This window comes from Sphingomonas cavernae (genome assembly GCF_003590775.1).
Taxonomy (GTDB): Bacteria; Pseudomonadota; Alphaproteobacteria; order Sphingomonadales; family Sphingomonadaceae; genus Sphingobium_A; species Sphingobium_A cavernae.
The window spans coordinates 245,135-271,006 of record NZ_QYUM01000003.1 but is presented as its reverse complement, the minus strand read 5'-3'; the positions used below and the strand labels follow the sequence as shown (position 1 = coordinate 271,006).

At 63.0% G+C, this 25,872-nt stretch carries 34 protein-coding genes; 15 read left to right on the top strand and 19 right to left on the bottom strand.

Features of this window, described 5'->3' with window-relative positions:
• Positions 1 to 5: 5 nt before the first annotated feature.
• The 4 genes from D3876_RS09010 to D3876_RS08995 all read right to left on the bottom strand — a co-directional run bounded on the left by D3876_RS09010 (position 6) and on the right by D3876_RS08995 (position 2,627).
• Positions 6 to 1,121: a protein-glutamine glutaminase family protein gene (locus D3876_RS09010; protein WP_119761538.1), complete on the bottom strand. Its 1,116-nt coding sequence runs from the start codon at positions 1,119 to 1,121 to the stop codon at positions 6 to 8.
• An 88-nt stretch (positions 1,122 to 1,209) separates the two neighbouring features.
• Positions 1,210 to 1,593 (bottom strand): YbaN family protein, encoded by a 384-nt coding sequence (locus tag D3876_RS09005; protein ID WP_119761536.1) that lies wholly within the window; start codon positions 1,591 to 1,593, stop codon positions 1,210 to 1,212.
• A 13-nt stretch (positions 1,594 to 1,606) separates the two neighbouring features.
• The gene (locus D3876_RS09000) at positions 1,607 to 2,251 is read right to left on the bottom strand and encodes a hypothetical protein (protein WP_147417625.1); all 645 of its coding nucleotides are present in this window, start codon (positions 2,249 to 2,251) and stop codon (positions 1,607 to 1,609) included.
• On the bottom strand, positions 2,244 to 2,627 hold the full coding sequence (locus D3876_RS08995) for a hypothetical protein (protein ID WP_147417624.1): 384 nt from the start codon (positions 2,625 to 2,627) through the stop codon (positions 2,244 to 2,246). The genes D3876_RS09000 and D3876_RS08995 overlap by 8 nt, the downstream gene beginning before the upstream one ends.
• 94 nt (positions 2,628 to 2,721) lie before the next feature.
• Here D3876_RS08995 and lnt point away from each other — a divergent pair, with 94 nt between their 5' ends.
• The 3 genes from lnt (at position 2,722) to D3876_RS08980 (ending at position 6,007) form a co-directional block, all read left to right on the top strand.
• Entirely contained in the window at positions 2,722 to 4,209 is a 1,488-nt protein-coding gene (lnt, locus tag D3876_RS08990) for an apolipoprotein N-acyltransferase (RefSeq protein ID WP_119761531.1), read from the top strand.
• Between the two features lie 54 nt (positions 4,210 to 4,263).
• Positions 4,264 to 5,433 carry a methionine adenosyltransferase gene (metK, locus tag D3876_RS08985; protein ID WP_119761529.1) on the top strand — a complete coding sequence of 390 codons (1,170 nt, stop codon included), beginning with the start codon at positions 4,264 to 4,266 and terminating at the stop codon, positions 5,431 to 5,433.
• Between the two features lie 223 nt (positions 5,434 to 5,656).
• Positions 5,657 to 6,007, top strand: a complete 351-nt coding sequence (locus D3876_RS08980) for a VCBS repeat-containing protein (RefSeq protein ID WP_238475307.1) — start codon at positions 5,657 to 5,659, stop codon at positions 6,005 to 6,007.
• A 33-nt stretch (positions 6,008 to 6,040) separates the two neighbouring features.
• Here the strand turns inward: D3876_RS08980 and D3876_RS08975 are convergent, their stop codons facing one another.
• Positions 6,041 to 6,295 (bottom strand): helix-turn-helix domain-containing protein, encoded by a 255-nt coding sequence (locus tag D3876_RS08975; protein ID WP_119761527.1) that lies wholly within the window; start codon positions 6,293 to 6,295, stop codon positions 6,041 to 6,043.
• The gene (locus tag D3876_RS08970; RefSeq protein WP_119761526.1) at positions 6,295 to 6,819 is read right to left on the bottom strand and encodes a DUF2975 domain-containing protein; all 525 of its coding nucleotides are present in this window, start codon (positions 6,817 to 6,819) and stop codon (positions 6,295 to 6,297) included. Before D3876_RS08970 ends, D3876_RS08975 begins: the two co-directional genes overlap by 1 nt.
• Before the next feature lie 119 nt (positions 6,820 to 6,938).
• Here D3876_RS08970 and trmB point away from each other — a divergent pair, with 119 nt between their 5' ends.
• The 3 genes from trmB to D3876_RS08955 all read left to right on the top strand — a co-directional run bounded on the left by trmB (position 6,939) and on the right by D3876_RS08955 (position 9,513).
• Positions 6,939 to 7,619, top strand: coding sequence for a tRNA (guanine(46)-N(7))-methyltransferase TrmB (gene trmB / locus D3876_RS08965; protein WP_119761524.1), 681 nt, complete (start codon positions 6,939 to 6,941; stop codon positions 7,617 to 7,619).
• A gap of 35 nt (positions 7,620 to 7,654) precedes the next feature.
• A complete protein-coding gene (locus tag D3876_RS08960) occupies positions 7,655 to 8,332 on the top strand; it encodes a LytTR family DNA-binding domain-containing protein (RefSeq protein WP_119761522.1) in 678 nt (225 codons plus the stop codon).
• A gap of 83 nt (positions 8,333 to 8,415) precedes the next feature.
• A complete protein-coding gene (locus D3876_RS08955) occupies positions 8,416 to 9,513 on the top strand; it encodes a CocE/NonD family hydrolase (protein ID WP_119761520.1) in 1,098 nt (365 codons plus the stop codon).
• Positions 9,514 to 9,524: 11 nt separating this feature from the next.
• On the opposite strand, the gene D3876_RS08950 is transcribed toward D3876_RS08955, so the two are convergent.
• Entirely contained in the window at positions 9,525 to 10,709 is a 1,185-nt protein-coding gene (locus tag D3876_RS08950; RefSeq protein WP_119761518.1) for an MBL fold metallo-hydrolase, read from the bottom strand.
• 234 nt (positions 10,710 to 10,943) lie between these two features.
• Between D3876_RS08950 and D3876_RS08945 the strand changes: the two genes are divergently transcribed.
• A complete protein-coding gene (locus D3876_RS08945; protein ID WP_119761516.1) occupies positions 10,944 to 11,309 on the top strand; it encodes an ArsR/SmtB family transcription factor in 366 nt (121 codons plus the stop codon).
• Here D3876_RS08945 and D3876_RS08940 read toward each other — a convergent pair.
• The 5 genes from D3876_RS08940 to D3876_RS08920 form a co-directional block, all read right to left on the bottom strand.
• A complete protein-coding gene (locus D3876_RS08940) occupies positions 11,285 to 11,524 on the bottom strand; it encodes a type II toxin-antitoxin system HicB family antitoxin (protein WP_119761515.1) in 240 nt (79 codons plus the stop codon). The genes D3876_RS08945 and D3876_RS08940 overlap by 25 nt on opposite strands.
• Positions 11,521 to 11,772, bottom strand: a complete 252-nt coding sequence (locus D3876_RS08935) for a type II toxin-antitoxin system HicA family toxin (protein WP_119761513.1) — start codon at positions 11,770 to 11,772, stop codon at positions 11,521 to 11,523. The genes D3876_RS08940 and D3876_RS08935 overlap by 4 nt, the downstream gene beginning before the upstream one ends.
• A 90-nt stretch (positions 11,773 to 11,862) precedes the next feature.
• Entirely contained in the window at positions 11,863 to 13,386 is a 1,524-nt protein-coding gene (locus D3876_RS08930) for a fumarate hydratase (RefSeq protein WP_119763638.1), read from the bottom strand.
• A 70-nt stretch (positions 13,387 to 13,456) separates the two neighbouring features.
• The gene (locus D3876_RS08925) at positions 13,457 to 13,915 is read right to left on the bottom strand and encodes a GFA family protein (RefSeq protein ID WP_119761511.1); all 459 of its coding nucleotides are present in this window, start codon (positions 13,913 to 13,915) and stop codon (positions 13,457 to 13,459) included.
• Positions 13,912 to 14,304, bottom strand: coding sequence for an SRPBCC family protein (locus D3876_RS08920; RefSeq protein WP_182911964.1), 393 nt, complete (start codon positions 14,302 to 14,304; stop codon positions 13,912 to 13,914). The genes D3876_RS08925 and D3876_RS08920 overlap by 4 nt, the downstream gene beginning before the upstream one ends.
• 92 nt (positions 14,305 to 14,396) lie before the next feature.
• Here D3876_RS08920 and D3876_RS08915 point away from each other — a divergent pair, with 92 nt between their 5' ends.
• Complete coding sequence (locus D3876_RS08915) at positions 14,397 to 15,242, top strand: helix-turn-helix domain-containing protein (protein ID WP_119761508.1); 846 nt, start codon at positions 14,397 to 14,399, stop codon at positions 15,240 to 15,242.
• A gap of 3 nt (positions 15,243 to 15,245) precedes the next feature.
• On the opposite strand, the gene D3876_RS08910 is transcribed toward D3876_RS08915, so the two are convergent.
• Genes D3876_RS08910 through D3876_RS08900 form a run of 3 tightly spaced genes read right to left on the bottom strand, consistent with a single transcriptional unit; the run spans position 15,246 to position 16,839 of the window.
• Positions 15,246 to 15,884, bottom strand: a complete 639-nt coding sequence (locus tag D3876_RS08910) for a glutathione S-transferase family protein (protein ID WP_119761507.1) — start codon at positions 15,882 to 15,884, stop codon at positions 15,246 to 15,248.
• Positions 15,885 to 15,886: 2 nt separating this feature from the next.
• Positions 15,887 to 16,261: a nuclear transport factor 2 family protein gene (locus tag D3876_RS08905; RefSeq protein WP_220475446.1), complete on the bottom strand. Its 375-nt coding sequence runs from the start codon at positions 16,259 to 16,261 to the stop codon at positions 15,887 to 15,889.
• 11 nt (positions 16,262 to 16,272) lie between these two features.
• Positions 16,273 to 16,839 (bottom strand): dihydrofolate reductase family protein, encoded by a 567-nt coding sequence (locus D3876_RS08900; protein WP_119761505.1) that lies wholly within the window; start codon positions 16,837 to 16,839, stop codon positions 16,273 to 16,275.
• Between the two features lie 99 nt (positions 16,840 to 16,938).
• On the opposite strand from D3876_RS08900, the gene D3876_RS08895 reads away from it, so the two are divergent.
• Positions 16,939 to 17,433, top strand: coding sequence for a winged helix-turn-helix transcriptional regulator (locus tag D3876_RS08895; protein WP_119763634.1), 495 nt, complete (start codon positions 16,939 to 16,941; stop codon positions 17,431 to 17,433).
• Positions 17,434 to 17,550: 117 nt separating this feature from the next.
• Here the strand turns inward: D3876_RS08895 and D3876_RS08890 are convergent, their stop codons facing one another.
• The 3 genes from D3876_RS08890 to D3876_RS08880 form a co-directional block, all read right to left on the bottom strand.
• Positions 17,551 to 18,201 (bottom strand): glutathione S-transferase family protein, encoded by a 651-nt coding sequence (locus tag D3876_RS08890; RefSeq protein WP_119761504.1) that lies wholly within the window; start codon positions 18,199 to 18,201, stop codon positions 17,551 to 17,553.
• A gap of 221 nt (positions 18,202 to 18,422) precedes the next feature.
• A complete protein-coding gene (locus D3876_RS08885; protein WP_119761502.1) occupies positions 18,423 to 19,562 on the bottom strand; it encodes a glycoside hydrolase family 130 protein in 1,140 nt (379 codons plus the stop codon).
• Complete coding sequence (locus D3876_RS08880) at positions 19,559 to 20,314, bottom strand: SDR family oxidoreductase (RefSeq protein WP_119763632.1); 756 nt, start codon at positions 20,312 to 20,314, stop codon at positions 19,559 to 19,561. The genes D3876_RS08885 and D3876_RS08880 overlap by 4 nt, the downstream gene beginning before the upstream one ends.
• Positions 20,315 to 20,758: 444 nt before the next feature.
• Here D3876_RS08880 and D3876_RS08875 point away from each other — a divergent pair, with 444 nt between their 5' ends.
• The 5 genes from D3876_RS08875 to D3876_RS08855 all read left to right on the top strand — a co-directional run bounded on the left by D3876_RS08875 (position 20,759) and on the right by D3876_RS08855 (position 25,009).
• Complete coding sequence (locus tag D3876_RS08875) at positions 20,759 to 22,702, top strand: ribonucleoside-diphosphate reductase subunit alpha (RefSeq protein ID WP_119761500.1); 1,944 nt, start codon at positions 20,759 to 20,761, stop codon at positions 22,700 to 22,702.
• On the top strand, positions 22,684 to 22,995 hold the full coding sequence (locus D3876_RS08870) for a hypothetical protein (protein ID WP_238475306.1): 312 nt from the start codon (positions 22,684 to 22,686) through the stop codon (positions 22,993 to 22,995). Before D3876_RS08875 ends, D3876_RS08870 begins: the two co-directional genes overlap by 19 nt.
• On the top strand, positions 22,992 to 23,225 hold the full coding sequence (locus D3876_RS08865) for a hypothetical protein (protein WP_119761497.1): 234 nt from the start codon (positions 22,992 to 22,994) through the stop codon (positions 23,223 to 23,225). The genes D3876_RS08870 and D3876_RS08865 overlap by 4 nt, the downstream gene beginning before the upstream one ends.
• 16 nt (positions 23,226 to 23,241) lie before the next feature.
• Positions 23,242 to 24,294, top strand: coding sequence for a ribonucleotide-diphosphate reductase subunit beta (locus D3876_RS08860; RefSeq protein ID WP_119761496.1), 1,053 nt, complete (start codon positions 23,242 to 23,244; stop codon positions 24,292 to 24,294).
• A gap of 106 nt (positions 24,295 to 24,400) precedes the next feature.
• Positions 24,401 to 25,009 carry a DUF4145 domain-containing protein gene (locus tag D3876_RS08855; protein ID WP_220475445.1) on the top strand — a complete coding sequence of 203 codons (609 nt, stop codon included), beginning with the start codon at positions 24,401 to 24,403 and terminating at the stop codon, positions 25,007 to 25,009.
• Here the strand turns inward: D3876_RS08855 and D3876_RS21235 are convergent.
• On the bottom strand, positions 24,986 to 25,321 hold the full coding sequence (locus tag D3876_RS21235) for an SEC-C metal-binding domain-containing protein (RefSeq protein WP_119761492.1): 336 nt from the start codon (positions 25,319 to 25,321) through the stop codon (positions 24,986 to 24,988). The two genes, D3876_RS08855 and D3876_RS21235, sit on opposite strands and share 24 nt — an antisense overlap.
• A gap of 107 nt (positions 25,322 to 25,428) precedes the next feature.
• On the opposite strand from D3876_RS21235, the gene D3876_RS08845 reads away from it, so the two are divergent.
• The gene (locus D3876_RS08845; RefSeq protein ID WP_119761490.1) at positions 25,429 to 25,860 is read left to right on the top strand and encodes a hypothetical protein; all 432 of its coding nucleotides are present in this window, start codon (positions 25,429 to 25,431) and stop codon (positions 25,858 to 25,860) included.
• Positions 25,861 to 25,872: the final 12 nt, after the last annotated feature.

Here is a 25,872-nt window from a genome sequence, read left to right as displayed (position 1 = left end):
CCGCCTCAGGGGCAATAGGCATAGGGCGGCGCGCCGAACTGGATCGCGCGGTTCTGGAGCTGGAGTCGATAGGTCGCGAGCACCGCGTTGGTCTTGACATAGGTCGGATCGGTTTCGTTCCACCAGAGATAGAAGATCGAGGCGTCGCTGGGCGTAAGCGTCGCATTGGGATCACCCTGAACCCCCTTCCAGGTTGCCTGCGAAACCGGCGTGGTGAACAGCGAGGGATCGATCACCATCTGCTGCCTCCGGAACCAGCCCCTTCGCACGCACAGCGTGGGCGCTACGTGCCAGCCCCAATTCACGGCGCAATTGGGATTGTTTTTGGTGCTGACATGCAGGCTTCCCTGAATCCACACCTTGCGCGGCTTTCGTCCCATGTTGATCATCAGCCGGCACATCTCATGCGCGCGGCCCCAGCAACCGTCATCGGGATAGAGAAAGGGGATGCACGGCGCGGGCACGGTGAGCGGCGGGCAGGTTGTCGCGCCCATCGCGTCGAAGATCTGCTGCGCGGTCCCTTTCGAGACGCAGCGAAACCACCACCAGGGCCAGATCGGCCAGCGCCAGATCCAGTCGAGCAGTCGCTTCCACCAAGGGAACTCGAGCGGAAGCCTCTCCCTTGGCCAGGGCGGCAACGGCGCGTCGTCGGGACCTGGCGTGTAGCCGCGTATGTCGATGATGTCGTGAGCATCGTCCTCGGTCAGAATCACCGTCTGGCCGCGCTCCAGCGCGGCGCGCGCCCGGTCGGCCAGTTCGGCGAAATCGGGATTGTCGCGCTTCAGCTCATGCCGCGCATGCGAATATTCGAGCTCGACCGAAAGTCCCCCCTCGCTCGTCCCGACGTCTACGATCCGCGTAACATGCGGGATGAGCAGCCGCTCGATCGCGTCCGTAGCCGGATCTACCTCAAGATAAACTGGCCTTTTGAGTTCGGAGAGCCCATCCAGCACCTGTGCAAAGCCGGGCGATCTTGGGTCGGCCGGATCGAATCGCACGCGGCGGCCCTCGTCGAGTTCGACAGAAAGGCCCCCCTCCGCCCGCAACGCTTCCGCCACCGGACGATCGAGCGGTGGCACCAGACGCACATGGGTTGAAATGATCGCGTTCGGGTTGAGCATCGCGGTCCTCCCGGCAGATGCGCCATGATATCAGAGCGATGCGCGCATGTCGTTCCGGCGAAAACACCCACTGGCTTTGGCCCACGACCTAATCGTCGGTTATCGAGCCCTGCTCGGGGTGGGGCCGCGTGACGACATAGGCCGCGCAGGCCAGCAGGAACAGCGCTGCGCCCGCCTCGACGATGGCGCTGGCGCGCGTCACGAAATGCAGCATGACAAAGCCGAACGCCATGCCCGAACACGCCATCAGCTTCGATGCCGGGCTGATGGCACGATCGCGCCGCCAGGCGACGATCGTCGGGCCGAAACGCGGGTGGCCTAGCAACCACCGCTCCATCCGTTCGGATGACCGGCCGAAGAAGAACGCGGCGATGATGAGGAAAATGGTCGTCGGCAACAGCGGCACGAACGCCCCGACAATGCCGAGCAACAGCGCGATGGATCCCAGCGTGAAGTTCAGCGGCCGCCGCATCCGCCCCCGCCCGTCACGGCCGCGCCATCTCCAGGCAGGGACTATAGTCAAGGCCCGCCGAAACATCGTCGGCGACACGCCGTTTTGCCTCCGCGGCGATCGCTTCACGCGTTTGGGCCATTTCCCGATCGACTTCGCTCCCGCTCATGCCCTTGGCGCGCAACGCCTCACGCGCGCGGTAGTGGAGCACCGAAGCGATCGTCTTCAGGTCCTTCGCGCCGGCAGTCTGACCGTCACGCGCGCGGACCTCTTCATAGGCGGCGGTCACCATCGCCGCGCATTGCGGCAATGTCGGCGGCGGCGGTGCGGGCGCCTGTGCGTCCATCATCGCGATGCAGTCCCGGACTTCATTGTCGGGAAGATCCGCGGACGCGCCCTTCGTCTGCGCCTGACGCGCGGCGACCGATGCCAGAATCGCGTCACGGACCTGTTCCTTGGTCCAGCCCGCTTCTTTCATCACGCGCTCACCCACCACCTGCGCGAAGCGCGCGCCGCGGGCCTGCAGCGCGGGCCATTCACTGGCGCGACCGCGCGTCTGTTCCGAAGCAACGATCGCCAGTGTTGCGACGCAGCCGATCTGGCGTTGTTGATCAACATTGAGCGGGGTCTGCGGCGCGCCCGCCGTCGCGACGAGCCCGGCGATCAAAAGGCTATTCACCGCGCGGACCCAGGGCCTTGACGCGGTAGCAGGGGTTCAGATCCTCGGTCGTCTCGTCGCCGCGCGCCGTTCGCTTCGCTTGCTCTGCGACCAGCGCCTTTTTCTCGATCGCGATCGCCGCGTCGGCGCGCGCTTCGGCATCGGGCGCCGGAGCTTCGCCGGCGATCACGATGCGCCTGAGCGCCGCGGCATCCTCGGCGAAGCCCGCGGTCATCGCGGGATCGCCGCTCTTCCCGCTCAGCGTTTCGTGGGTCAGGCTGAACAGCGCAGCGCAGCGCACCGCGCTCGGCAGCGGCGCCGGCGTTTCGACGACGCCTTCCTGTGCGTTCCCGGAAACATTGAGCAGCACCAAGGCTGCCAGAAACGATAGCGGCACAGAAATTCCCCAACGCTCGATACATGTTCCCCATGCTTGCCACGCGCGAGCGCGCTTGAAAACAAGCGAGTTGCGGGCGATAGCTCACGACGTGATGCCCCACCCGCTGATTCTCGCCATTTTAGCGGGGCTTGCCTCCGACACGGGCTTTGCGCCCCTCAATCTCTGGCCGGTGACGCTCGCGGCGTTTGCGCTGCTGCTCCATCTCATACGCCGCGCGCCCGACATGAAGCGCGCACTGCTCATCGGCTGGCTGTTCGGCGTCGCGCATTTCAGCCTCGGGCTCAACTGGATCGCGCACGCCTTCTCCTATCAGGACGCAATGCCGCATTGGTTCGGCTATGGTGCGGTGATCCTGCTCTCGCTGTATCTCGCGGTCTGGCCGGCCATGGCTGCGGGGCTTGCCTGGCGCTGGGGACGCGGTCATCGGACCGCCTATGTCCTGATCTTCGCCGCCGCCTGGATCGTCACTGAATGGCTCCGCGCAACGATGTTCACGGGCTTTGCGTGGAATCCGCTTGGGGTCGCGCTGGTCCCGATCGGGTCGCTTCCCGATCTCGCGCGCTATATCGGAACCTATGGATTGTCGGGTTTTGCGGTGCTTGGCAGCGGAATGCTCTGGCTCTTTGTGCGCCGGGAATGGAAGCCGGCGCTTGTGATCGGCGTGCCGCTCGTCATTCTGTGCCTGCTCCCCAAGTCCTTCTCGACCACAACCGATGCAGACGGCCCGCGCATCCGTGTCGTTCAGCCCAATATCGGCCAGCAGGACAAGCACAACGAGGCGTTCGACGGCGTCAACTACAACAAGCTCGCAAGCCTGACGGGGCGGCCGGGCCCGGAACCGCGCCTGATCTTCTGGCCCGAGGCCGCGATCCCCGATTTCCTCGAGGAGGATCCTTTTGCGCGCGAGCGCCTCGCCAGCCTGCTCGGCCCGCGAGACATGCTGCTCACCGGAGGCCTCGCGCTGATCGGCGACAGGGAGGGCAATGTCATCGGCGCGCGCAACAGCCTGTTCGCGCTGACGCCCGATGCGCGCCTGATCGCGCGCTACGACAAGGCACACCTTGTTCCCTACGGCGAATATCTGCCGATGCGCTCGATCCTCGTCCCGCTGGGATTTTCGCGGCTCGTGCCGGGCGACACCGATTTCTGGCCGGGCCCCGGACCGGTCAGCCTTGACCTGCCCGGTTTCGGCCGCGTGGGTGGTCAGATCTGCTATGAGATCATCTTCTCGGGGCATGTCGCCGACGCGAAAAACCGCCCCGATTTCATCTTCAATCCTTCCAACGACGCCTGGTTCGGAAGCTGGGGCCCGCCGCAGCATCTGGCGCAGGCGCGGCTACGCGCGATAGAGGAGGGACTGCCCGTCATCCGCTCGACTCCCACGGGCATATCAGCGGTGGTCGATGCCGAAGGGCGTGTGCTGAAAAGCCTGCCGCACCAGACCGCTGGCTTTATCGATGCGCGCCTCCCCGCCCCCCATGCACCCACACTCTTCGCGCGTTTCGGCAATATCCTGCCTTTCATGCTGGCAATGATTCTTGTCGGCCTCGCCGTTGCCTTGCGCCGTCGCGCCCGCTAAAGGGAGCTCAGCACCACACATAAAGTTTTCCTTATATCCACGAAGGCGAGTGCAATGCGCAGCAACTATCTCTTCACGTCCGAATCGGTTTCCGAAGGCCATCCCGACAAGGTTGCGGACCAGATCTCGGACTCTGTCGTCGACCTTTTCATCGGCCGTGACCCCGAAGCGCGCGTCGCCTGCGAAACGCTGGTCACCACCAACCGCATCGTGCTCGCGGGCGAAGTCCGTTGCCGTGAGGACGTGACGCCGACCCAGGCCGAGATCGAGGCGGCCGTGCGCGAAACCGTGAAGAAGATCGGTTACGAGCAGCACGGCTTCCACTGGCAATATGCCGATTTCGCGTGCCACCTCCACGGCCAGTCGGCGCACATCGCGATGGGCGTCGATGAGAGCGGCAACAAGGACGAGGGCGCGGGCGATCAGGGCATCATGTTCGGTTTCGCCTGCGACGAGACCCCCGAGCTGATGCCCGCGACGCTTTATTACTCGCACCGCATCCTCGAACAAATGGCGCATGACCGCCACAACAAGGTCGTCGATTTCCTCGAGCCCGACGCCAAGAGCCAGGTGACGCTCGCATTCGAGAATGGCCGCCCCGTCCGCGCGACCGCGCTCGTCGTCTCGACCCAGCACACCAAGGGCGCCGATCAGGGCAAGCTGCGCGATTACGCCAAGAGCGTGATGAACGATGTGCTGCCACAAGGCTGGATGCCCAATGACGATGCCGCGATTTTCGTCAATCCGACGGGCCTGTTCGAAATCGGCGGCCCCGATGGCGACGCGGGCATCACCGGCCGCAAGATCATCGTCGACACCTATGGTGGTGCAGCCCCGCATGGCGGCGGCGCCTTCTCGGGCAAGGACCCGACCAAGGTCGACCGCTCGGCCGCCTATGTCTCGCGCTACCTCGCCAAGAACATCGTCGCGGCGGGTCTTGCGAAGAAGTGCACGATCCAGCTCAGCTACGCGATCGGCATCGCCGAGCCGCTGTCGCTCTATGTCGACACGCACGGCACCGGCAAGGTCGACGAGGCGAAGCTTGAGGCAATCCTGCCGCAGCTCGTGCGCCTGACCCCCAAGGGCATCCGCACGCATCTCGGTCTCAACAAGGCGATCTACCGCCCCACCGCCGCCTATGGCCATTTCGGCCGCAAGGCCGATGGCGATTTCTTCACTTGGGAAAAAACCGATCTGGTCGACGCGCTCAAGCAGGCGATCTGATCATCGCGGGAGGCGGTTTCTACGCCCCTCCCCCGGCATCGATGCAATGATAGGCTCGGGCGCGTAACGACTCGCCCGAGCCTTTTCTTATGACCAGATATCTTGTTGCAGCGCTCGTCCTCGTTCCGGTCGTGGCAGCGGCGCAAACCGGCACTCCCAACGTCCCTGCCGCCGAGCGCGCCGCAATCTACAAGGCGGCGGGCGCGGTACAGCGCGGCAACCAGTGGCTGCTCTGCTCCGACGATCCCAACCCCAGCCATCGACGATCGACCGCTATGCCGATCTCAACGGCGACGGCCGCCCCGAAGCCGTAGTCACGGGCAGTGGGACCTTCTGCTACGGCATGGCCGGCACTGGCTTCCAGCTCGTGAGCAAGCAGGCGAACGGAAGCTGGAAGCTGGTCGCGGGCGAGATAGGCATCCCGGATTTCCTGAAGACCAAAGGTGCTGGCGGCTGGCCCGATCTGATGATCGGCGGCCCCGGCTTCTGCTTCCCCGTCCAGCGCTGGAACGGTCGCGAATATGTGCTCCACCGCTTCGAATATGAAGGCAAGCCCTGCAAGCCGCCGCGGTGATCGGCGGGACGCAAGGTCGATTGCCGCCGCGCTTCATTGCGCGCCTTCTGCGCCGCTTGCGGCGGTTTCCTCCGTTGCCGCCGTGTCGGGCCGGAACTCCAGAATGTCCCCTGGCTGACATGACAGCGCGGCACAGATCGCCTCAAGCGTCGAGAAGCGGATCGCGCGCGCCTTGCCCGTCTTGAGGATCGACAGATTGGCGAGGGTAAGTCCGATCCGATCGGCAAGTTCGGTCAGAGTCATCCGGCGCTCGTACAGCAGATCGTCGAGCCTGACGGCGATCGCCATTATACGGTCCCGTTGAGGTCTTCGCGCATCAACGTGCCTTCGGCAAAGATACGGGCGAGAACGAAGCTCAGGATGACGGCCAGCCAGCCGCTGGCGGAAAAGCCCGCGTCGAGGTGAACCGGCTGGGTCGGGGTCGATATCGCTTCCCCAATTCCGCCGATCACAAGGCTGAGGAGCTGGAGCGCGAGCAGTGCCCAAGCGATGGCGTGCAGCCGATATGCATTGGCGGCAACGAACGGATCGCCCCTGCGCACCGTTTCGACGATCGCGAGCAGTCGCCGAAGAACGGCATAGTTGAGCGGGACGGCAACCAGGCCAAGCGCGGCAACTATGCGCAGCCCCGTGAGAATTTGGGGAATCCCGGAGGATGGAGAGATGCCGAGCGCGGTCATCGTCCACTCCTCAGCTACGATGGTTGCAGTGAGCAACACGAGGACGGCGGCACCGCCCAGCCAGTTCAGCAGGATGAGGATGCGCAGCGTGACATAGGCGATGGGCAGCGCGGTGGAATGATTTCGAGCCATCGAACTACACTCCAATGTTTATTGATAAACGATAATGCATATATCGATATTCAACAAGCCCTTTAGGGTCGCTTTGACGCACTGGCCTTTACGCGCCCCTTGCGCTAGTTCGCCGCGCCATGAACGATCCCGCGACCATCCGCCGCCTCTACGGCCGCGCCAAGGGCCACAAGCTGCGCGAGGGGCAGGCGCAGCTGCTCGACAAGCTACTGCCCCAGATCAGCGTGCCCGCCGAAGGCCCCGTCACCGCCGAAAGCCTGTTCGGCGATGATCGCCCGCTCCATTTCGAAATCGGCTTCGGTTCGGGCGAGCATCTCGCCTACCGCGCCGACCTGCTGCCCGATCACGGCTTCATCGGCTGCGAGCCCTTCATCAACGGCGTCGTTGGCGCGCTGCTCCACGTCCGCGACAAGCACCTTCCCAATGTCCGCCTCCACAATGGCGACGCGTTGGACGTGCTCGAACGCCTCCCCGACCAATCCTTGCGCTTCGTCTACCTGCTCCACCCCGATCCCTGGCCCAAGGCGCGTCACGCCAAGCGCCGCATGGCCAATCACGGCCCGCTCGACCTGATCGCCAGGAAGCTCCAGCTCGGCGGCGAGTTCCGCCTCGGCACCGACGACCCGACCTATTGCAAATGGTCGATGATGATCATGAACCAGCGCCGTGATTTCCGCTGGCTCGCCGAAAAGCCGCAGGATTTCCTCGTCCGCCCCGGCGGCTGGCCCGAGACGCGTTATGAACGCAAGGCACGTACCAAGGGCCATGAGGTCTGGTATTTCCGCTATCAGCGCGTCTGACTTTTCAGCCGCGGGCATCCGCGCGATAATGCGCCATGCTCGTGCTGCTCTACCGACCGCTCGCATGGGACCGCGCCGCGCTTGTCGCGCTCGCGTTGATGTTCGGCGTCGCGCTCTATTGCCTCGCCTATAACGCCCTGTCGGGCGCGTCCGAGTCGCTTCTCGATGGCCTCACCTGGGCCGCAATCAACATCCTGCCATTCTATGTCGCCTTCGAGGCGCTGAAGCGCACCGACAATGCGCGCGACAAGGCGCTGTGCCTGCTTGGAGCAATCGCTGCGTCGCTTCTACTCCAGGGCATGGTGCACGGCCTCGAGGCGCCCTGGTTCCAGTTCATCCGCCGACTGCCGGCTGCGGCATTGGTGCTGTTCTTGTCGCTTCTTGCGCCCGCGCTCGCCGTCCGGATCGGGCAACGCCACCCCGCGCCCGACTCCCCGGATGCGCTGCCACTCGCTCCCGACGAGATCGACTGGGTCGCGGCTGCCGGCAACTATGTCGAATTCCACCGCGCCGGACGCGCTATCCTCCATCGCGCCTCACTCGCGTCGGTGGACGCGCTTCTGTCTCCGCACGGCTTTATCCGGATCCATCGCTCGCGGCTGGTCGCACGGCACATGATCGCGCGGTGTCGTCCGACCGATGTCGTGCTACGCGACGGCACGTCGCTAAAGACCGGTGCGCGCTACAGGGCAGAGCTCAGCGCTACCCTCTGAAAATTCGTCCCTTCGTCCCGACACGCTGGCATCCGCCGCCACGCCCGCCAGAATCGGCTCATCGGCGACGATGGAGGGAACAGATGCATTTCATCGGCAAGGCAAGTGCGGCGCTGCTGATGGCGCTTTCAATGAGCGTGCCGCTTGGTGCGCGCGAGGCAGTGATGACCGGAGACCTGGCGCGCAAGGATGCGCGCCCGCTCGAAAACACAGCAGGGCTCGAAACCGAATATGGCGTGGTGACGATGCCCGACGGTGTCCGGCTCCGAAGTATCGTAACCCGCCCCGAAGGCGCGCGTGGCCCCCTGCCCGCCGTCTTCTTCGCCCAATGGGTATCCTGCGGCAGCATCGAGTTCCGGGCCGAACGTCCCAATACGCTCCGCGACATCGCGCAGCGATCTGGGCTCGCCCTGATCCGCGTCGAGCGCGCGGGGACGGGCGACAGCGAGGGACCGGCCTGCTCCGCGCTCGATTATGACACCGAGGTCGCACATTATCGCGCCGCGCTCGACCAGCTTTCACGCCACCGCTGGATCGATTCCGACCGGATCGTCATCTACGGCTCAAGTCTTGGCTCGACCACCGCGCCGCTGATCGCCGAGGGGCGACGCATCGCAGGGATCGTCGTGCAAGGCGGTGGCGCGCTCACCTATCTCGAGCGCATGATCCAGTTCGACCGGATCAACCTCGAACGCGCGGGCAAAATGCCGCCCGACCGCATCCATGGCGAAATGCTGAAACGCATCGCCTTCCAGCAACATTATCTGATCGGCCGCAAGACGCCCTCGCGGATCGCAGCCGAGAACCCCGAGCTGAAGGGTGTGTGGGAAAGTCTGCTCGGCACCGAGCCGGGCTCGCATTATGGCCGCCCGTTTGCCTGGCACTGGCAGGCGGCCGATAAGGATTTTCTCGCGGCATGGACGCGCATCGCGGCCCCGGTGATGGTCGTTTACGGCGAATATGATCAGTATGAGACGCGCCACGGCCACCGGCTGATAGTCGACACGGTCAACGCGCTGCGGCCGGGCGGCGCGACATGGCTGGAGATTCCGGGCGGCAGCCACGATCTTGAAATCTTCCCGAGCGCGATCGCAGCCTATCGCGACGAAGGCGGACGATCTGCCCCGGAACGCTTCACCGAACCCGTGATCGCCTGGCTCAAACGCGTGACCGCCCGCTGAAGCCGTTGCGCTCAGCGGAGCGCCGCGATCGCCCTTGATCCCGGTTCGCAGAGCGCGACGTTCTCGGGCGTCGTCGCACGCGCAGGAACGGCGTAGGGCGGCACGTCAAATGATTGGCCGATTGCCCGGGCCGCGAACGGGCCGGGTGCATAGCCCGCGCACCGCGCAAAGAGTTCGAGCAGTCGCGGCGGAGTATCATAGGCTTCATAGGATAGCCGGAAGGTGCCCCAGTGGATTGGCAGGCCATTGGACGCACCCAGCCCCGCGAACACATCGACGGCCTCTTTCGGCCCGATATGGCTGCCTGTCATCATCTGCCCCGGCTCGAAGCGGAAGGCGCCGATGGGGATGATCGCGAGGCGGACCGGACCGTATTTCGCTGCCTCGGCCGGCCACTTCATGTCGCCCGGCCCGGTGTCGCCCGCAAAGAAGATGTTGCCGGCCGGCGTGATGACCGTGAAGCTCGACCACAGTGCGCGGTTGCGATCGGTGCCCCAGCGCGATCCCCAGTGGTGATTGCGCGTCACAACCACGTCGATTCCCGGCTTCACCGGCAGCCGCGTGCCCCAGTCCACCGCCTTCGCCTCGGCGCCGCTGCCCCTGATCACCGTGTCGTTGCCCAGGCTGGTGACGATCAGCGGCCGGTCGCGGTCCCACAGTTTTTTCAGCGTCGGCAGGTCCATATGGTCGTAATGATTATGGCTCACGAGGACGAGGTCGATGGGCGGCAGATCTTCGAAGCGAATGCCAGGCGCGGCCACGCGACGTGGCCCCGCGACGTTGAACGGCCCCGCCACGTCGCTCCAGATCGGATCGGTCAGGATGTTGAGCCCCTGCGTCTGGATGAGCACGGTCGCGTGCCCGACCCAGGTCGCGACCATCTGGTCCCCCTCGACACGCGTTGCAGGTATGGCCGGCGTCACCGCGACGCGCGCAGGCCATGGCGGGCGACCGTCGTCAGCGAGCAACCAGCGCGCAAAGAACCCCGCACGGCTCCCGCCCGTCGGCGGGCGCGCGGTGTCTTCGCCGTCGGGGTTGAAGAAGCGCTCGCCGTCGAAATGCGCGCTGGCCGGCCCCGCATAATAGACACGGTCGAGAAAAGGCGGGATCAGGGTAATTGCGAGACACAGCCCAATTAGAATGAAAAGCAGGCTGACGCCGGTCCACTTGAGCGGTCTTGATACGATGCGCGGCATGCCGGACCCTGCTGATTTCACTGCTGAAGACATAGAGCCTGATCGTTTGAGGTGAAAGCGCTCTGCGCTTCCGCCGAAAGCGTGAATCAGGCTCTATTCAAATGGTTGAGACCTTGATTCACGTTTCAGGCTGATTCGGCCTGAAACGATCAAGGTCTCAGCAATCGGTCCACGATCGCAACTTCTTGCGCGACGGGTTTGACAGGCCGCGCGGCGATCGCTTGAGAGGATCGGATGAGCGACATTTTCCGTGCCCTTGCCGACGACAGCCGCCGCCAGTTGCTCGACAGGCTGCGCGACCGCAACGGCCAGACCCTCACCCAGCTCTGCGACGGGCTCGCCATGTCGCGCCAGGCGGTGTCAAAGCATCTCGGCGTGCTTCAAGACGCCAACCTGATCGCGGTCCGTCGCAGCGGCCGCGAAAAGCTGCATTTCCTCAATCCCGTTCCATTGGCGCAGATCGTGCGTCGCTGGATCGGCAAGTTCGAGGAGGTCAAGCTGCTGGAATTGTGCGAGGCCCAGGCTCCGCGCCATGACGGATCTCCAGCACTGCAGGAGCGCAACAAACAGCCAGTTCAGGCTGCTCGAATGCCTTCATAAAGGCTATAGATTGCTGGCCGATATCGCGGTTCGGGGATCGGATCGCCGTGTTCGCGAGCGACGTCGATCCAGGCTCGCATGGCCATCTGCACCTCCGCCACAGCCTTGTCAGGCGTATCGCCGTGCGCGCTGCACCCCTCGAGGTCGGGCACATGCGCGATCCAGCAATCATCCTCGGCGGACCAGAAGACATTGATATGATAGTGAGGCGTCATTCGAAATCCGATTTCAGGCCGTATTTCTCGACCATATCAAGAAACTCGCGCACCTGATAGGGCTTCGCCTCCTTGCCCTGGGGCTGAAGGTTCAGGATCACTGGAACGGCGGGATGCCGATAAACATGGTGGCTCCCCGCCACGCGCTTCAGCTCGAATCCGAAAGCCTCAGCCAGCCACTGCAAATCGGCAAAGCTTGCGCGCCTGTTCTGCCGAATTTGGGCGTAGAGTTTGGCAATGCGGGTCATGAGTCCTCCGAAAAACGAACCGGACTCACCCAATAATGCGGACTGAAGAGATATGCCAAGGCGAATGATGGCCACTTCCAGCCATTGGCTTCACACCCTTTCGAGCAGCTTTTCCTTGCGGATCTTTTCCTGCCAGACGAGCGGTGCGAGATGGTGGACGCTCTGCCCTTCGGCGTCGACCGCGACGGTGACCGGCATGTCCTGCACCTCGAACTCGTAGATCGCCTCCATGCCGAGATCCTCGAAGCCGACGACCCTGGATCCCTTGATCGCCTTGGCGACGAGATAGGCGGCGCCGCCCACCGCCATCAGATAGGCGGACCTGTGCTCCTTGATCGCCTCGATTGCCATCGGGCCGCGCTCGGCCTTGCCGACCATCGCGAGCAGCCCCTGTTCGAGCATCATGCGCGTGAACTTGTCCATCCGCGTCGCGGTGGTCGGGCCTGCGGGGCCGACGACTTCCTCGCCCACCGGATCGACGGGGCCGACATAATATATCACGCGGCCGCGGAACTCGACGGGAAGCTGTTCGCCCGCCTCGAGCATGTCCTTGATCCGCTTGTGCGCGGCATCGCGGCCGGTGAGCATCTTGCCATTCAAGAGCAGCCGGTCGCCATGCTTCCAGCTCTGCACCACTTGCGGGGTCAGCGTGTCGAGATCGACGCGGATCGCGGCCTTGTCCGGGGTCCAGTTGACGTCGGGCCATTCGGCAAGGTTGGGCTGCTCCAGATAGGCGGGGCCGCTGCCGTCGAGCGTGAAATGCGCGTGGCGCGTCGCGGCGCAATTGGGGATCATCGCCACCGGCTTGCCCGCGGCGTGACAGGGCGCATCCATGATCTTGACGTCGAGGATGGTCGAAAGCCCGCCCAGCCCCTGCGCGCCGATCCCCAGCGCATTCACCTTGTCGAAGATCTCGATCCGCATGGCCTCGATGTCGTTCTGCGGCCCGCGCTGCTTCAATTGCCCCATGTCGATCGGGTCCATCAGCGCCTTCTTGGCGAGCAGCACGCAGTGTTCCGCGGTTCCGCCGATGCCGATGCCCAGCATGCCCGGCGGGCACCAGCCCGCGCCCATCTGCGGGATCATCTCGAGCACCCAATCGACGATCGAGTCACTCGGGTTCATCATCTTGAACTTGGACTTGTTCTCGCTGCCGCCGCCCTTGGCCGCGACATCGATGCTGACCTTCGATCCCGGCACCATTTCGACATGGAGCACGCTCGGGGTGTTGTCCTTGGTGTTGCGGCGGCTGAAGGCGGGATCGGCGAGGACCGAGGCGCGCAGCTTGTTCTCGGGATGGAGATAGGCGCGGCGCACGCCTTCATCGACGATCTCCTGAAGCGACCGGTCGGTATTGTCGAGGCGGCAATCCATGCCCCATTTGACAAAGACATTGATGATGCCGGTATCCTGGCAAATCGGGCGGTGCCCCTCGGCGCACATGCGGCTGTTGGTCAGGATCTGCGCGATCGCATCCTTCGCGGCGGGGCTCTTCTCGGCGTTGTAGGCCTCTCCCAGCGCGCGGATATAATCCATCGGGTGGTAGTAGCTGATGAACTGGAGCGCGTCGGCCACGCTCTCGATAAGGTCTGCTTGCCTGATGATCGTCGTCACGTTTCCGGGATCCCGCTTGGTCAAAGAGTCGCGGGGCCCTTAACGCACTTTTGCGGCAAACGGGAATATTTCAGCGCGGGATCGCTCTGCGCCGCTCAAGGCTTTCAGCGGGCCAAACGGCCTTCAGGTCGTAATATTCCTCGAATTGAGGGACATCCTCGGGAAGGCTTATCCAGGGCTGTTTCGAGCGCGTATAAATGTGCACGCCCGGCGAAAATTCGGCCGGATCGTCAAGCGTCCCCAAGCGTACGAAGCGCAGCCAGCCTCGCCGGCCATAGTCGCTCCACAGCGCGGTTTGGCAGATCGGACAGCGATAGATATCGTGGGGGCGTCCGCTGTCGGTCGGTACCGGGAACGGCTCAGGCTCTCCGGCGAGCAGCGTCACCCGATCACTCTCGATCAGCGCATTTAGCACGAACGCACTCCCCGTCTGGCGCTGGCAATCGAGGCAGTGGCAGCAATGGACGATCAGCGGATCGCTATCGAGCCGGTAACGCACCGCCCCGCACGCGCATCCGCCCTCGTTCATGTCACCGCTTCCAGATTGCGTGCGAACGCTTCGATCCCCGCCTGCATCAACGGCTCGACCATCGCGGACGCCTCGTCGGGCAATATGTCGCAGGTCCAGATCATCACTCCGCCTCCAACGCCGTTGTCGCGTATCTGGAAGCTCGCATTGTGATGCGCAAAGGGGCCGTCGATGACCGCATAGGCGATCCGACGCCGACCCTCGTCAATGCCGATCAGCCGCTCCTTGACCACCATGCCGTTGGTGAAGGTCACCATCCGCACATCGTCCTCCAGCGTACAGTCGGCCAGCACGCCCGCAAATGCGTGGTGTGCATTGCCGAAGTCGTAGGCCGCCTGCCATGCGGCCCATCCGTCGGACACCGCCACCTTCTTGGTGATTGAAACCATCATCGCCTCCTCTTGCAATCGCGCGCTGTCACGCGCACCTCTGGGGTCTAGCCCGCGCGGCAAACACCGCGCTTGGGGAAAAGGGCAGATCAATGCCGCTCGCCGCACCCGGATCACATACCGTCCCGCAAAGCCGAACGCTCGCCGCTGGTCCAGGCTGGGTCGTCGATGATGTGGTCTGCACCGCCGGTCCGGGCGACATCGCCTTCGAGGAACGTCATGGCTGGACGAGCATTGCGGCGGTGATCGACGGCCAGTTCATTTATCGTGCGGCGCAGGGCAGTGCTCTGATGGCGCCCGGCGCGCTTCTCCTTGGCAATCCCGAAACCTGCTTTGAATGCGGACATGAACATTCAACGGGCGATCGCTGCATCGCCTTTCGCTTTGCGCCCGAACTGGTCGAGGAGGTCGTCGCCGGCATGGCCGACGTCCGCACAACGCACTTCGCGCGCGCCGCCATCCCGCCGCTCGACCGGCTCGTTCCGCTGTTCCACGCGCTTCACGGTCTCACAGGCGCACCCGACCCACTCCACGCCGAACAGGCTGCGCTGACCGTCCTCTCGACCGCCATCGCGCTCGACACCGACACACAGGAGGCCACACCCGACGCGCGCGATCTCGCCGCCGCTGCCGAAGCCGCGCGCATCATCCGCGCCGACTTCGTCGAGCCACTGTCTATCGGAGCGTTGGCCAAGGCTACGGGCACCACGCGCCGCCGCCTCTCGCGTGCCTTCCGCCGCGCGATCGGCGTGACGCCCTGGCAATATGTGCTCAATCGCCGCCTCGATGCCGCCGCCGAGCGCCTGCGCTCAACCGACGCCAACGTGCTCGACATCGCACTGGATACCGGCTTTGGCGACCTCTCCGAATTCACCCGCCGCTTCCGCGCCCGCTTCGGGTTCCCACCAGCAGCATGGCGCAAGCGGATACGGGCTTGAACATCAGTCGGCGAAGGGAAACATGTACCAATAGGGCCTTGCCTCCTCCCGCACGCGCGTGATCGCCGGCCGCGCCTCGAGCCGCGCGAGATAGGCCGCCACCTTCGGGAAGCGTCCCGCCAGCGGCTGGATCTTGCTCGCATAGAAGAGCGACGGCGACGCCGCACAGTCTGCCAGCGTGAAGACATCGCCGCCAGCCCAGTGCTCGCCGATCTCGCCCTCCAGCCAGCCATAGGCCTTGTCGAGCCTCTGCCGCATGCGCTCGACACCGAAATCGTCATGCGCGCCATCGGGCCGGATGCGGTCGAAGACGATAGTCTGCACAGGGGTCATCACGAAATTGTCGAAGAAGCGGTCGAGGAAACGAACGTTCAGCGCCGCGTCCGCGTCCTCCGGGATCAGCCCGCCGCCATTTTGCCGATCGACATATTCGATGACGATGCTGGATTCCCTGAGCACGCGATCACCATCGACGAGCACCGGCATGTGCTCCATCGGCCAAAGCCGCGAAAACGCCTCTCCCGCCGAAGGATCCTCGGGCGAAAGTACGCGCCACGTAAATGGCGCCTGATGTTCGTACAGCGCGATGAGCGCTTTCTGGCAATAGGATGACAGGGGATGGCCGTAAAATGTCGTCGTCATCGTCAACCTCTTCGTTGTTCTGGCTTTGCGGGCGTCGTACCCGGCGCGAGTCCGAAGAACACCTCGACCGAGCGTATCCGTCCATCCTCGAAGGTGAAATATTCGGTGTTGCGAAAGGCGTTGCCCGCCCTGGATCGCCCTTCATAGAAGACGAAGCATCCCGCCCCCGCGGGCTGCACCTCGATCAGATCGAGTTTCTCGAATGTGCCGGCATTGAGCCAGCATCGCTCGAAATAGGTCGCGCGGTCGATATGGTCGTCATAGGGGCTGGTGAAGGTGAAGTCGGGGTGCAGCAGCGCCTCTATCCTCGCGCGGTCTTCGGTCACGTAGGATTCGAAGCTCGCGCGAACTTTCGCCGCCATATCCTCGGGCCGCATCGCTCTCCTCCTCAACGGCTGCGCGCATAACGCATCAGCATCGCACCGGTATCGAGCTGGCGGCTCTCGATCAGTTCGAGTTCCTGCCGAGCGTGCTTCAGCTCGAACATGCGACGCCCGCCTCCCCATAGCACGGGAAGGATCATGATCATGATCTCGTCGACGACATCCGCTGCGATCAGCGCGCTCGACAGGCTGGCGCCGCCAAAGGCGAAGATATCGCCATCGACCTCGCGTTTCAGCTTCGCGATCGTCTCCGCAATGTCGCGCGCGATCGTGCCGTTCCAGCCTGGATCGCCTGTCAGGGTGCGCGAGAACATCGTCTTGGGCAGACCGTTCATCGTCGAGGCATAGGATATGCCAGCCGCGGGGCTGTCAGGATCGGTGTCGGCCGCGCTCCAGAAGTCGCGGTTGAACTCGAAATTGACGCGTCCGTAGACGATGTGCCGCGCGCGTTCGAGTGCATGGCCTGACCAGTTCCGGTCCAGATCGTCGGACCATGCCGGCCCCTCGAAGCCGCTTTCGGGTTCGATATAGCCGTCAAGGCTGGTGAATACCGAAACGACAAGCTTTCCCAAGAAACCTCTCCTCGCTCACAACCGATTGCGATTCACAACCAGTTGCGGAGTAGCCAAACCGATTTTATATTGCAAGCGGTTTTGGCCGCGGAGACGAATTTGAGCGATGACTTGCGATCGGGTTGCCCGATCAACCTGACGCTGGAAGTGCTGGGCGACCGCTGGAGCCTGATCGTCATCCGCGACCTGATGTTCGGCAATCGCCGCCATTTCCGCGAGCTGCTCAATCATTCCGAGGAAGGCATCGCATCGAACATCCTGGCCGACCGGCTGAAGAAGCTCGTCGACAAGGGGCTCGTCACGCGGGCCGATGATCCCAGCCACAAGCAGAAGGCGATCTACAGCCTCAGTGAAAAGGCGATCCAGCTCGTCCCTCTCATCGCGCATATGGGCGCCTGGGGCCGCCGCCACCTGCCCGTCACCGAGGAACTCTCGATCCGCGCGCAATTGCTCGAGGAAGGCGGCCCCGCGCTCTGGGACGCCTTCATGGAAGAACTTCGCGCGATCCATCTCGGCGCGCCCCGCCCCGCCCGCTCGGTCTTTGCCGAACTGCAGGCAGCGTATCAGGAAATATGCGCGCGCAATGCAGCCTGAGCGGGTGCGGCATAGATGCGATGGGAACCGACGCTCGCGTGATCAGCTCCATCAACCGAGGGCCGGACCAATCATTGTTCAAGGTTGATGCCCGAATGATCAGGGCCAGATTTCGCGTTAGTCTGACCCATTTTCCGTTATTTTTTCGTCGGCTGCCTCGAAATGCGCAATCTGATCGGCGCGGGCTTTCCTAAATGAGGGGCGGTCAGTTGCGCGCATTACATATGCTTCGGTCGCCGGCCGGCCGCCAAAAGAGCGGACCTCCGGAACGCGGAGCACATCCGCCATAAGCAGGTCTGCGGCGGTGAAGCGGTCGGCCACGAGCCATTCTCGATCACCCAGTAGTTTCTCGAGCTGGTTGAGGCGCTTGCCCATCCATCCGACGAGCTCGTTGTCCTCATCGCCGGACATTTTCAAAAACCACCACGGTACCGTGACCATCTCGACCGAGTTAAGCGCGGCGATCATCCATTGCACTGTTTCCGCTTCTCCAACCGGATCGCGCGGCATCAGCTTCTCGCTTTTCCGGGATAGATGCAGCAGCCCGGCGCCGCTTTCGAATATCTCTACTTCGCCGTCGCTCAGGAACGGAACCTGGCCGAAGGGCTGGCGCGCGAGATGATTGGTCTCACGACCATCGAATGGAATTGTTTGCATTTTGTAGGGGAGGTTAGCTTCCTCGCAGGCCCGCCGTAACCTCAGATCACGCACAAAACCGCGAGGGCCTTCAGGAACCCAGTCGTAGGTCCAGATCGTCAGTTCGCTCATCGCAGCAAGCCTTTCCGACGTTAAATGCCTGGGAGAAATCCATCATTGCGGATTTACGTTCCAATCAATGCAGCAGGCATTTCCTTTGCCAATTGGCGTGAATTTTCACACCCGCCCAAGCCCCGACGGTTTCGCATCAGTGCGAAGTGGCAGCATTCAGGCAAATTGATCCCGACGACGATGACCGAAATGGGTCGAAAAGCGCTGTACGGCCAACGTGCCTAGATCCCGAACTCCGCCTTCGGAATATGCGTGATCCGGCAGGCCAGATCCGCCTCGCCAGAAGCGACGATGTAGTAATCGCCCGCATCGACGATCCCCGTCGTGAAGACCACGTCACGCAGATAGAGCTGGTGCTCGATCGGCCGCGTCAGTTCGGATTCGGGTTCGAGCAGCGGCGTCTCTCCGGTCGCGATGATGCGGCTCGGGTCGTCGCGATCGAGCAGCGACCAATAGGTGCGGTAGATGCCGACGATCTCCTTGGGCTCAACCCCGTGCCACATCGTCAGCCAGCCCTTGTCGGTCAGCACGGGCGGCGCGCCGCCCCCGATCCGCGCGGTTGCAACAGTTCCGGTGTGCGGCCGGATTCCCGGGCGGTCGCAGGGTTTCCAGTGAAGCGCGTCGGGCGAGCGTGCGAGATTGATCGAGGGCCCTGGGCGCCACTCGCTGCCCGGCGGATAGGCGAAGTAAAGGTCGCCCAGCGGCCGCGTCTGCGCCCAGTAATGCCCGTCGATCAGCCCCTCGAAGATCAGCATGTCCTTGTTCTGATGGTCGAGCACAATGCCCTCGCATCGCCAGTCAATCGCGTCACCAGAGCTGTAGAGCGTGGTTGCGTGACGCTCGGAGCTGACCGTGCATGTCGTCATCAGCCAGCGGTCGCCCACCTTGCTGATCCGCGCGTCCTCGATGCCATAGCATTGATAGGGTGCGCTTGGCGCGATCGCCCGATCATAATGCACCGCCACCACCGAAAGGCCGTCGGCGGACAGCTCGACTGGCAGCAGCCAGGATAAGGAGGTGAGCGCCATCACCCGCCAGCCGCCGCCCGGCACATCAAACTTGCGCGGATCGGCGGTGTTCGCAAGCTCGATCGGCCAGGCGTCGCGCACATAGCGTCCGCCATTTCGTCCGCCCTCCGCCTCCCAGCGAACCGCGTGGACATGGCCGTTTGCGATCGGTTCCCTGAGCGCTTCGGCGATCCGTACCATCATCAGCAAATTGCCGTTGTCGAGCCGCGTGAACCCCGGATTGAAGGCCCCGAGCACAAAACTTTCGGCATCGAGCTGCCCAGCGAGCGGCGAGCGCGAAAGATCGACATCGTCGGGCACGAAGACGAGTTGGTCGACGGCGAAGCGGCTCATGGGTGTTCCAGCCTTGTCTCGACGCGCATCAGCGACACCGCAGTCCGCCGCGGCTGGGTAAGCATGAAATGCGCTGCAACCGCGATGTCCTCGGCGCGGAGCATGCGGTCTTCCTCGATGCACGCGCGCTGCCTTTCAGGCGGAAAGTCGGGATACTGGAAATCCGCGCCGGTAAAGCCCGGCTCGATCAGTCCGACCTTGATGTCCTGTTCGGCAAGTTCCTCGCGCAGCGATTTGGCAAAGCCCTGAATCCCCGATTTGGCAGCAACATAGACCGAGGATCCCGGCCTGCGCGAAACCGCCGACATCGATCCTATCAGCACGATGTCGCTCCCGGCTTTCATGCGTTCCGCTGCCGCCTGTGTCGTCGTCAGATAGGCAGTGAAATCGGTCGCGATCTGGTATCGCAGCTCGGGCTCGTCGACATCCATCAGCGCATCGGCGGGAATCGCGGCATTGATCACGGCAATGTCGATCCCGCCCAGATATTGCTCGGCTGCGTCGTAAAAGGCGTCAACGTCCTTGCGCTTTGCCAGATCGACATTGATCCCGTCCCCCTCGCCGACCTCGCGAATGCGGGCGAGCGCGTCGTCCAGATGCGCGGGCTCGCGCCCGCAGACGAATATCTTCACGCCATAGGATGCAAGCAGCACCGCGATCGCACGTCCGATCCCCGTCGTCCCGCCCGTGACCACGCCGCGACGGCCCTTCAGGTCGGGCTGGGCGGTGTGTGCATCGGATAGGCTGGTCATGCTGGCCTCCATGTTCGTCCCCGATTAAATCGCTGGCGGCTGGACCGGTTCCGCAAGCCCGCGGCTTTCCGCGACTGCCCTCTAACTGTCTGAATTTTTTTTCGTTCCCCTGATGTTCCCTTGCCTTTTGCGGAGCCAAGGGAAGTCCATGCGTCGCTCCATGGCGTAACCGCGAACCGAGTCATTTCAGCGACGAACCGAGTCTCTGAACCGTCATTTACCGTCTTGCATCGTCCGCCCGATGAGGCACTATAGATGGTGTTGAGGCAGGGGGCCAAACGCAAGCGCTGGTAGATCGTTAACGCGACATGTTTCGCGAACGGGTCTGCGCGCCTTGTGGAAATCGGGGATAAGCCCCATATTTCAGGCCCCATGCCCGCCGAAAAATGCTAGTCGGGGGTTTGGCCCTCCGAGTCGAACGTATCGAGAACGGGGAAGCGGACCATGGACTTCAGAGAGACTCAGGAAGCGAGCAACAGCGACGTGTCAGCCACCGTTACAGAAGCGCCCGAAAAGCCTGTCCCGAGCAAGGCCGAGGGGGTCGCCACCAAGACCGAGTCCAAGGTTGAACACCTTGATTCGAAAAGCATCGCGCCGCAGCCCTATGCGCTCGACGTCGATCACTCGCGTGACGACCTCCTCACCGATTTCGGCAAGGAAACGCTGAAGGACCGCTATCTCCTCCCCGGCGAAAGCTATCAGGACCTCTTTGTCCGCGTGGCTTCTGCCTATGCCGACGATGCGGCGCATGCGCAGCGCGTCTATGACTATATCTCGAAGCTGTGGTTCATGCCCGCCACGCCCGTTCTCTCGAACGGCGGCACCGGCCGCGGCCTGCCCATTTCGTGCTATCTGAACTCGGTCGATGACAGCCTCAACGGCATCGTCGACACGTGGAACGAAAATGTCTGGCTCGCCAGCCGCGGCGGCGGCATCGGCACCTATTGGGGCAGCGTGCGCGGCATTGGCGAGCCCGTCGGCCTCAACGGCAAGACCTCGGGCATCATCCCCTTCGTCCGCGTGATGGACAGCCTCACGCTCGCGATCTCGCAAGGGAGCCTGCGCCGCGGTTCGGCCGCCTGCTATCTCGACGTCTCGCATCCCGAGATCGAGGAATTCCTCGAGATCCGCAAGCCTTCGGGCGATTTCAACCGCAAGGCTTTGAACCTCCACCACGGCGTCCTCCTCACCGACGCCTTCATGGAGGCGGTGCGCGACGGCGCCGAATGGACGCTCCGCAGCCCCAAGGACGGCAGCGAGCGTGGCAAGGTCGACGCGCGCGCGCTCTTCCAGAAGCTCGTCGAGACGCGCCTCGCCACGGGCGAGCCCTATATCGTCTTCTCCGACACCGTGAACCGCATGATGCCCAAGCATCACCGCGATCTCGGCCTCAAGGTCTCGACCTCGAACCTCTGCTCCGAAATCACGCTCCCCACGGGCCGCGACCATCTCGGCAAGGACCGCACCGCGGTCTGCTGCCTCTCCAGCCTCAACCTCGAGACGTGGGACGAGTGGAACGGCGACAAACAGTTCATCGAGGACGTCATGCGTTTCCTCGACAACGTCCTCTCGGACTATATCGCCCGCGCACCCGACGAGATGGCACGCGCCAAATATTCGGCCGAGCGCGAGCGTTCGGTCGGTCTTGGTGTGATGGGCTTCCACAGCTTCCTCCAGGCGCGCGGCCTGCCCTTTGAGGGCGCGATGGCCAAGAGCTGGAACCTCAAGATGTTCAAGCACATCTCGTCGCGTGCCTCCGAGGCCTCGATGATGCTCGCCAAGGAACGCGGCCCCTGCCCCGACGCGGCCGACATGGGCGTGATGGAGCGCTTTTCGTGCAAGATGGCGATCGCGCCCACCGCGTCGATCTCGATCATCTGCGGCGGCACCAGCGCGTGCATCGAGCCGATCCCCGCGAACATCTATACGCACAAGACGCTCTCGGGCAGCTTCTCGATCAAGAACCCCTATCTGGAAAAGCTGCTGATCGAAAAGTCGAAGAACAGCGAAGGCGTGTGGAGCACGATCCTCGAACAGGGCGGCTCGGTCCAGCATCTCGATTTCCTCAGCCAGGAGGAAAAGGACACGTTCAAGACCAGCTTCGAGATCGACCAGCGCTGGCTGATCGAGCTCGCCGCGGACCGTACGCCCTATATCGACCAGGCGACCAGCCTCAATCTCTTCATCCCCGCGGACGTCGAGAAATGGGACCTGCTGATGCTCCACTTCCGCGCATGGGAGCTCGGCATCAAGTCGCTCTATTATCTCCGCTCCAAGTCGGTCCAGCGCGCGGGCTTCGCGGGCGGCGTCGAGGCGGACAACACCATCGACCTCAAGCAGATCGAGGTCGAGGTGAAGGATTATGACGAGTGTTTGGCTTGCCAGTAAGCCTGCGCCTCCTGCCTCTGGGGGCGCTAATTGCGCTTGCCGCCTGCGCGCAACAGGCGAAGAGCGGGATCGCGTCCGACGCTCCCGGCTTCCTCTGGGGCGTGTGGCACGGCTTCATCTTCCCGGTGGCGTGGGTGCTCTCGCTCTTCCTCGACAATGTTGCGGTCTATGCGGTGCCCAACAACGGCGGCTGGTACGATTTCGGCTATTTCGTTGGCATCGTCTTCATCGGCGTCGGCGCACGCAGCACGCGCATCGTCTATCGCGACCGCGTGGTGAGGATACGGCGATGAGCGTCACGCCCCTTCATTATGCGGTCTTCCTGCTGATGCTTGGGCAGGGCCTCTGGCTCACCATCGCTCCTCAACGCTTCGCCGCCCACCAGCTATGGATTTATCGGCGTCTTTTTGTCGCGCGCCCTGCCGAGCCGGGACGACAGACATTCCTATACTATCGACTGACCGGGATCGCGGCCCTCGCCATCTCGCTCTTCATCTTCTTCCAAATCACTGCCAATTCTTGAGCCAAGGACAAGCTCCATGCCCCTCCTCCAAGCTTCCAAACAGTACAAGCCCTTCGAATATCCCTGGGCATTCGAATTCTGGAAGCGTCAGCAGCAGATCCACTGGATGCCCGAGGAGGTGCCGCTGGGCGAGGATTGCCGCGACTGGGCGCAGAAGCTCACCGATCATGAGCGCAACCTGCTCACGCAGATCTTCCGCTTCTTCACCCAGGCCGATGTCGAGGTGCAGGATTGCTACCACGACAAATATGGCCGCGTGTTCAAGCCGACCGAGATCAAGATGATGCTCACCGCCTTCTCCAACATGGAGACGGTGCACATCGCGGCGTACAGCCACCTGCTCGACACGATCGGGATGCCCGAGAGCGAATACGGCATGTTCCTCCAGTATAAGGAGATGAAGGACAAGCACGACTATCTCGCCACCTTCGGGGTCGACAGCGACGAGGATATCGCGCGCACGCTCGCCATGTTCGGCGGCTTCACCGAGGGGCTTCAGCTCTTCGCGAGCTTTGCGATGCTGATGAACTTCCCGCGCTTCAACAAGATGAAGGGCATGGGCCAGATCGTCTCGTGGAGCGTCCGCGACGAGAGCCTGCATTGCGAGGGCATCACGCGCCTGTTCCACGCCTTCTGCAAGGAGCGCGACTGCCTGACCGCCGCGGTCAAGAGCGACATTCGCGACGTCTGCCACACCACCGTCGGGCTCGAGGACGCGTTCATCGACCTCGCCTTCGAGCAGGGCCCCGTCCCCGGCATGACGCCCAAGGAGATCAAGAAGTATATCCGCTACATCGCCGACTGGCGCCTCGGCCAGTTGGGCCTGAAGCCGATGTTCATGATCGACGACCACCCCCTCCCCTGGCTCGCCCCGCTCCTCAACGGCGTCGAGCACGCCAACTTCTTCGAAACGCGCGCCACCGAATATTCCAAGGCCGCGACGCGCGGCAACTGGAACGAGGTCTGGGACAGCTTCGACCGCCGCAAGAAGGCTAAGGCGAATGACGTCGACGCCGATGCCGGCGAGGGCGAGGATATGTTCTCGAAGGCCGGGGTGGCGGCGGAGTAACAACCTAATGAAATGTAGCCACTGCCTTACAGACTTTCATGCAATTTCATTCAGCGCTCCAATCTCCTTTCATCAGGAACCCCGTCGCACCTCAGCAACTGGCAATTTGATTGCTGAGCACTTTCAAGTACATACGACTGTCTGCTCCGCTTGCGCTGGCGCGCATATATTTTTGAGGGGAACTGCGCTTAGCGGAGTATTTGCAAATTTCTTAGCCTATCCTCAAGCTGGACGTTTTCCGCCACCTCCACCTGAGGTACCTCAAGCTATTGCTGGCGATTACGCGGAAGCAAATCTTGTTCTTCCTATAAGCGCGAAGGCATCCGCAGCGCTTTCTAGACGTTGCTTGCAACATATCCTTGCGTCTCAAGGATATAACTCAAAAAATTTGGTCGATCAGATCAAAGCGGCAATTGATGAACGTGATGCATCAAAGTCGCTTCCAAGCTCGATCAGAGATAATTTTGACGCGGTAAGAAACTTCGGAAATTTCTCAGCGCATCCTCTAACGGACAAAACCACACTCCAAATCGTTGATGTGGAGGAGAGTGAAGCTGAGTGGTGCTTAGAGATCATTCAGGATCTTTTTGATCACTACTACGTGCGACCAGCGAGGGCTGCAGAAAAACGAAGCGCGCTCCAGCATAAACTATCCTCGGCAGGAAAACCGCCAATGCAGCATACAAAAAATTCAGTGAGTAACAGCGCAGACTGAATAGGCGTCAAGTACGGCGACAGAATTGTCGTGATAATGCATTAGTTCCGCTCGGCTCGTTCTCCTGCGCCCCGCGCTATACCGGATGCGCGGCGTGAACGGCCCGATTCCATGCAGCAATTCTTGAAATCTCTGCCCTGAGCCGCAGGGGCACGGGTCCTTCCGGCCCAGCTTCTCGACCAGTTCCACCTCGCCGCCACGGACGAAGTGGAGGCCGCGCTTCACGCGCGTCTCGCTGGGGAAGCCTTTGCGGCGTTTACTAGTGACCTCGAAAGCAGGGGAGGTCGGTGTTCGTCTGATCGCCTTCTGCATGCCATTCCGGCATCCGGCGAATTCCGTCGGCGCAGTGCCTATCCCTCGTCAGTCTAATTGTTGGTGCAGGCCGCGCTTGTTAATCTCCCGACTCTGGAGGCGTCGCCATGGCAAGGCCCAAGACCCCGCAAGACAGCGAACCGGCATTGGCCCCTTCCGAGGGCAAGCGGACGCTCGCGGGCTGGCGCGGCGGGGCCATTGACCTGCAATTGGCGCCCGAAGACCTCGCATTGCTCGACAATGTCCTTGCCATCGCGCCGGTCCTGCGGATCGTGACCGCGATCGGGCAGGAGGCGCGGCGGCGCGGGCTGCGCTATCCGGTTGCGGACCGCGGGGCGCTGCAATCCTGTATCGGCGCTGACGCGCTGAAGCTCGGCGGGCATCGCATCGATGCCGACGCGGTTGCGCACATGATGCCCGAAAGCTGGTTTCCGATTGCGCATGAGGGGGAGCTGCTGAGCCGCGTGCATCTCGCGCTCCTCCGCTGCGAGTTCGAGGCCGCGCAGGCCGCACCGCGCCCCGCATTCCAGCTCGCCTGAACGGGTGATCCG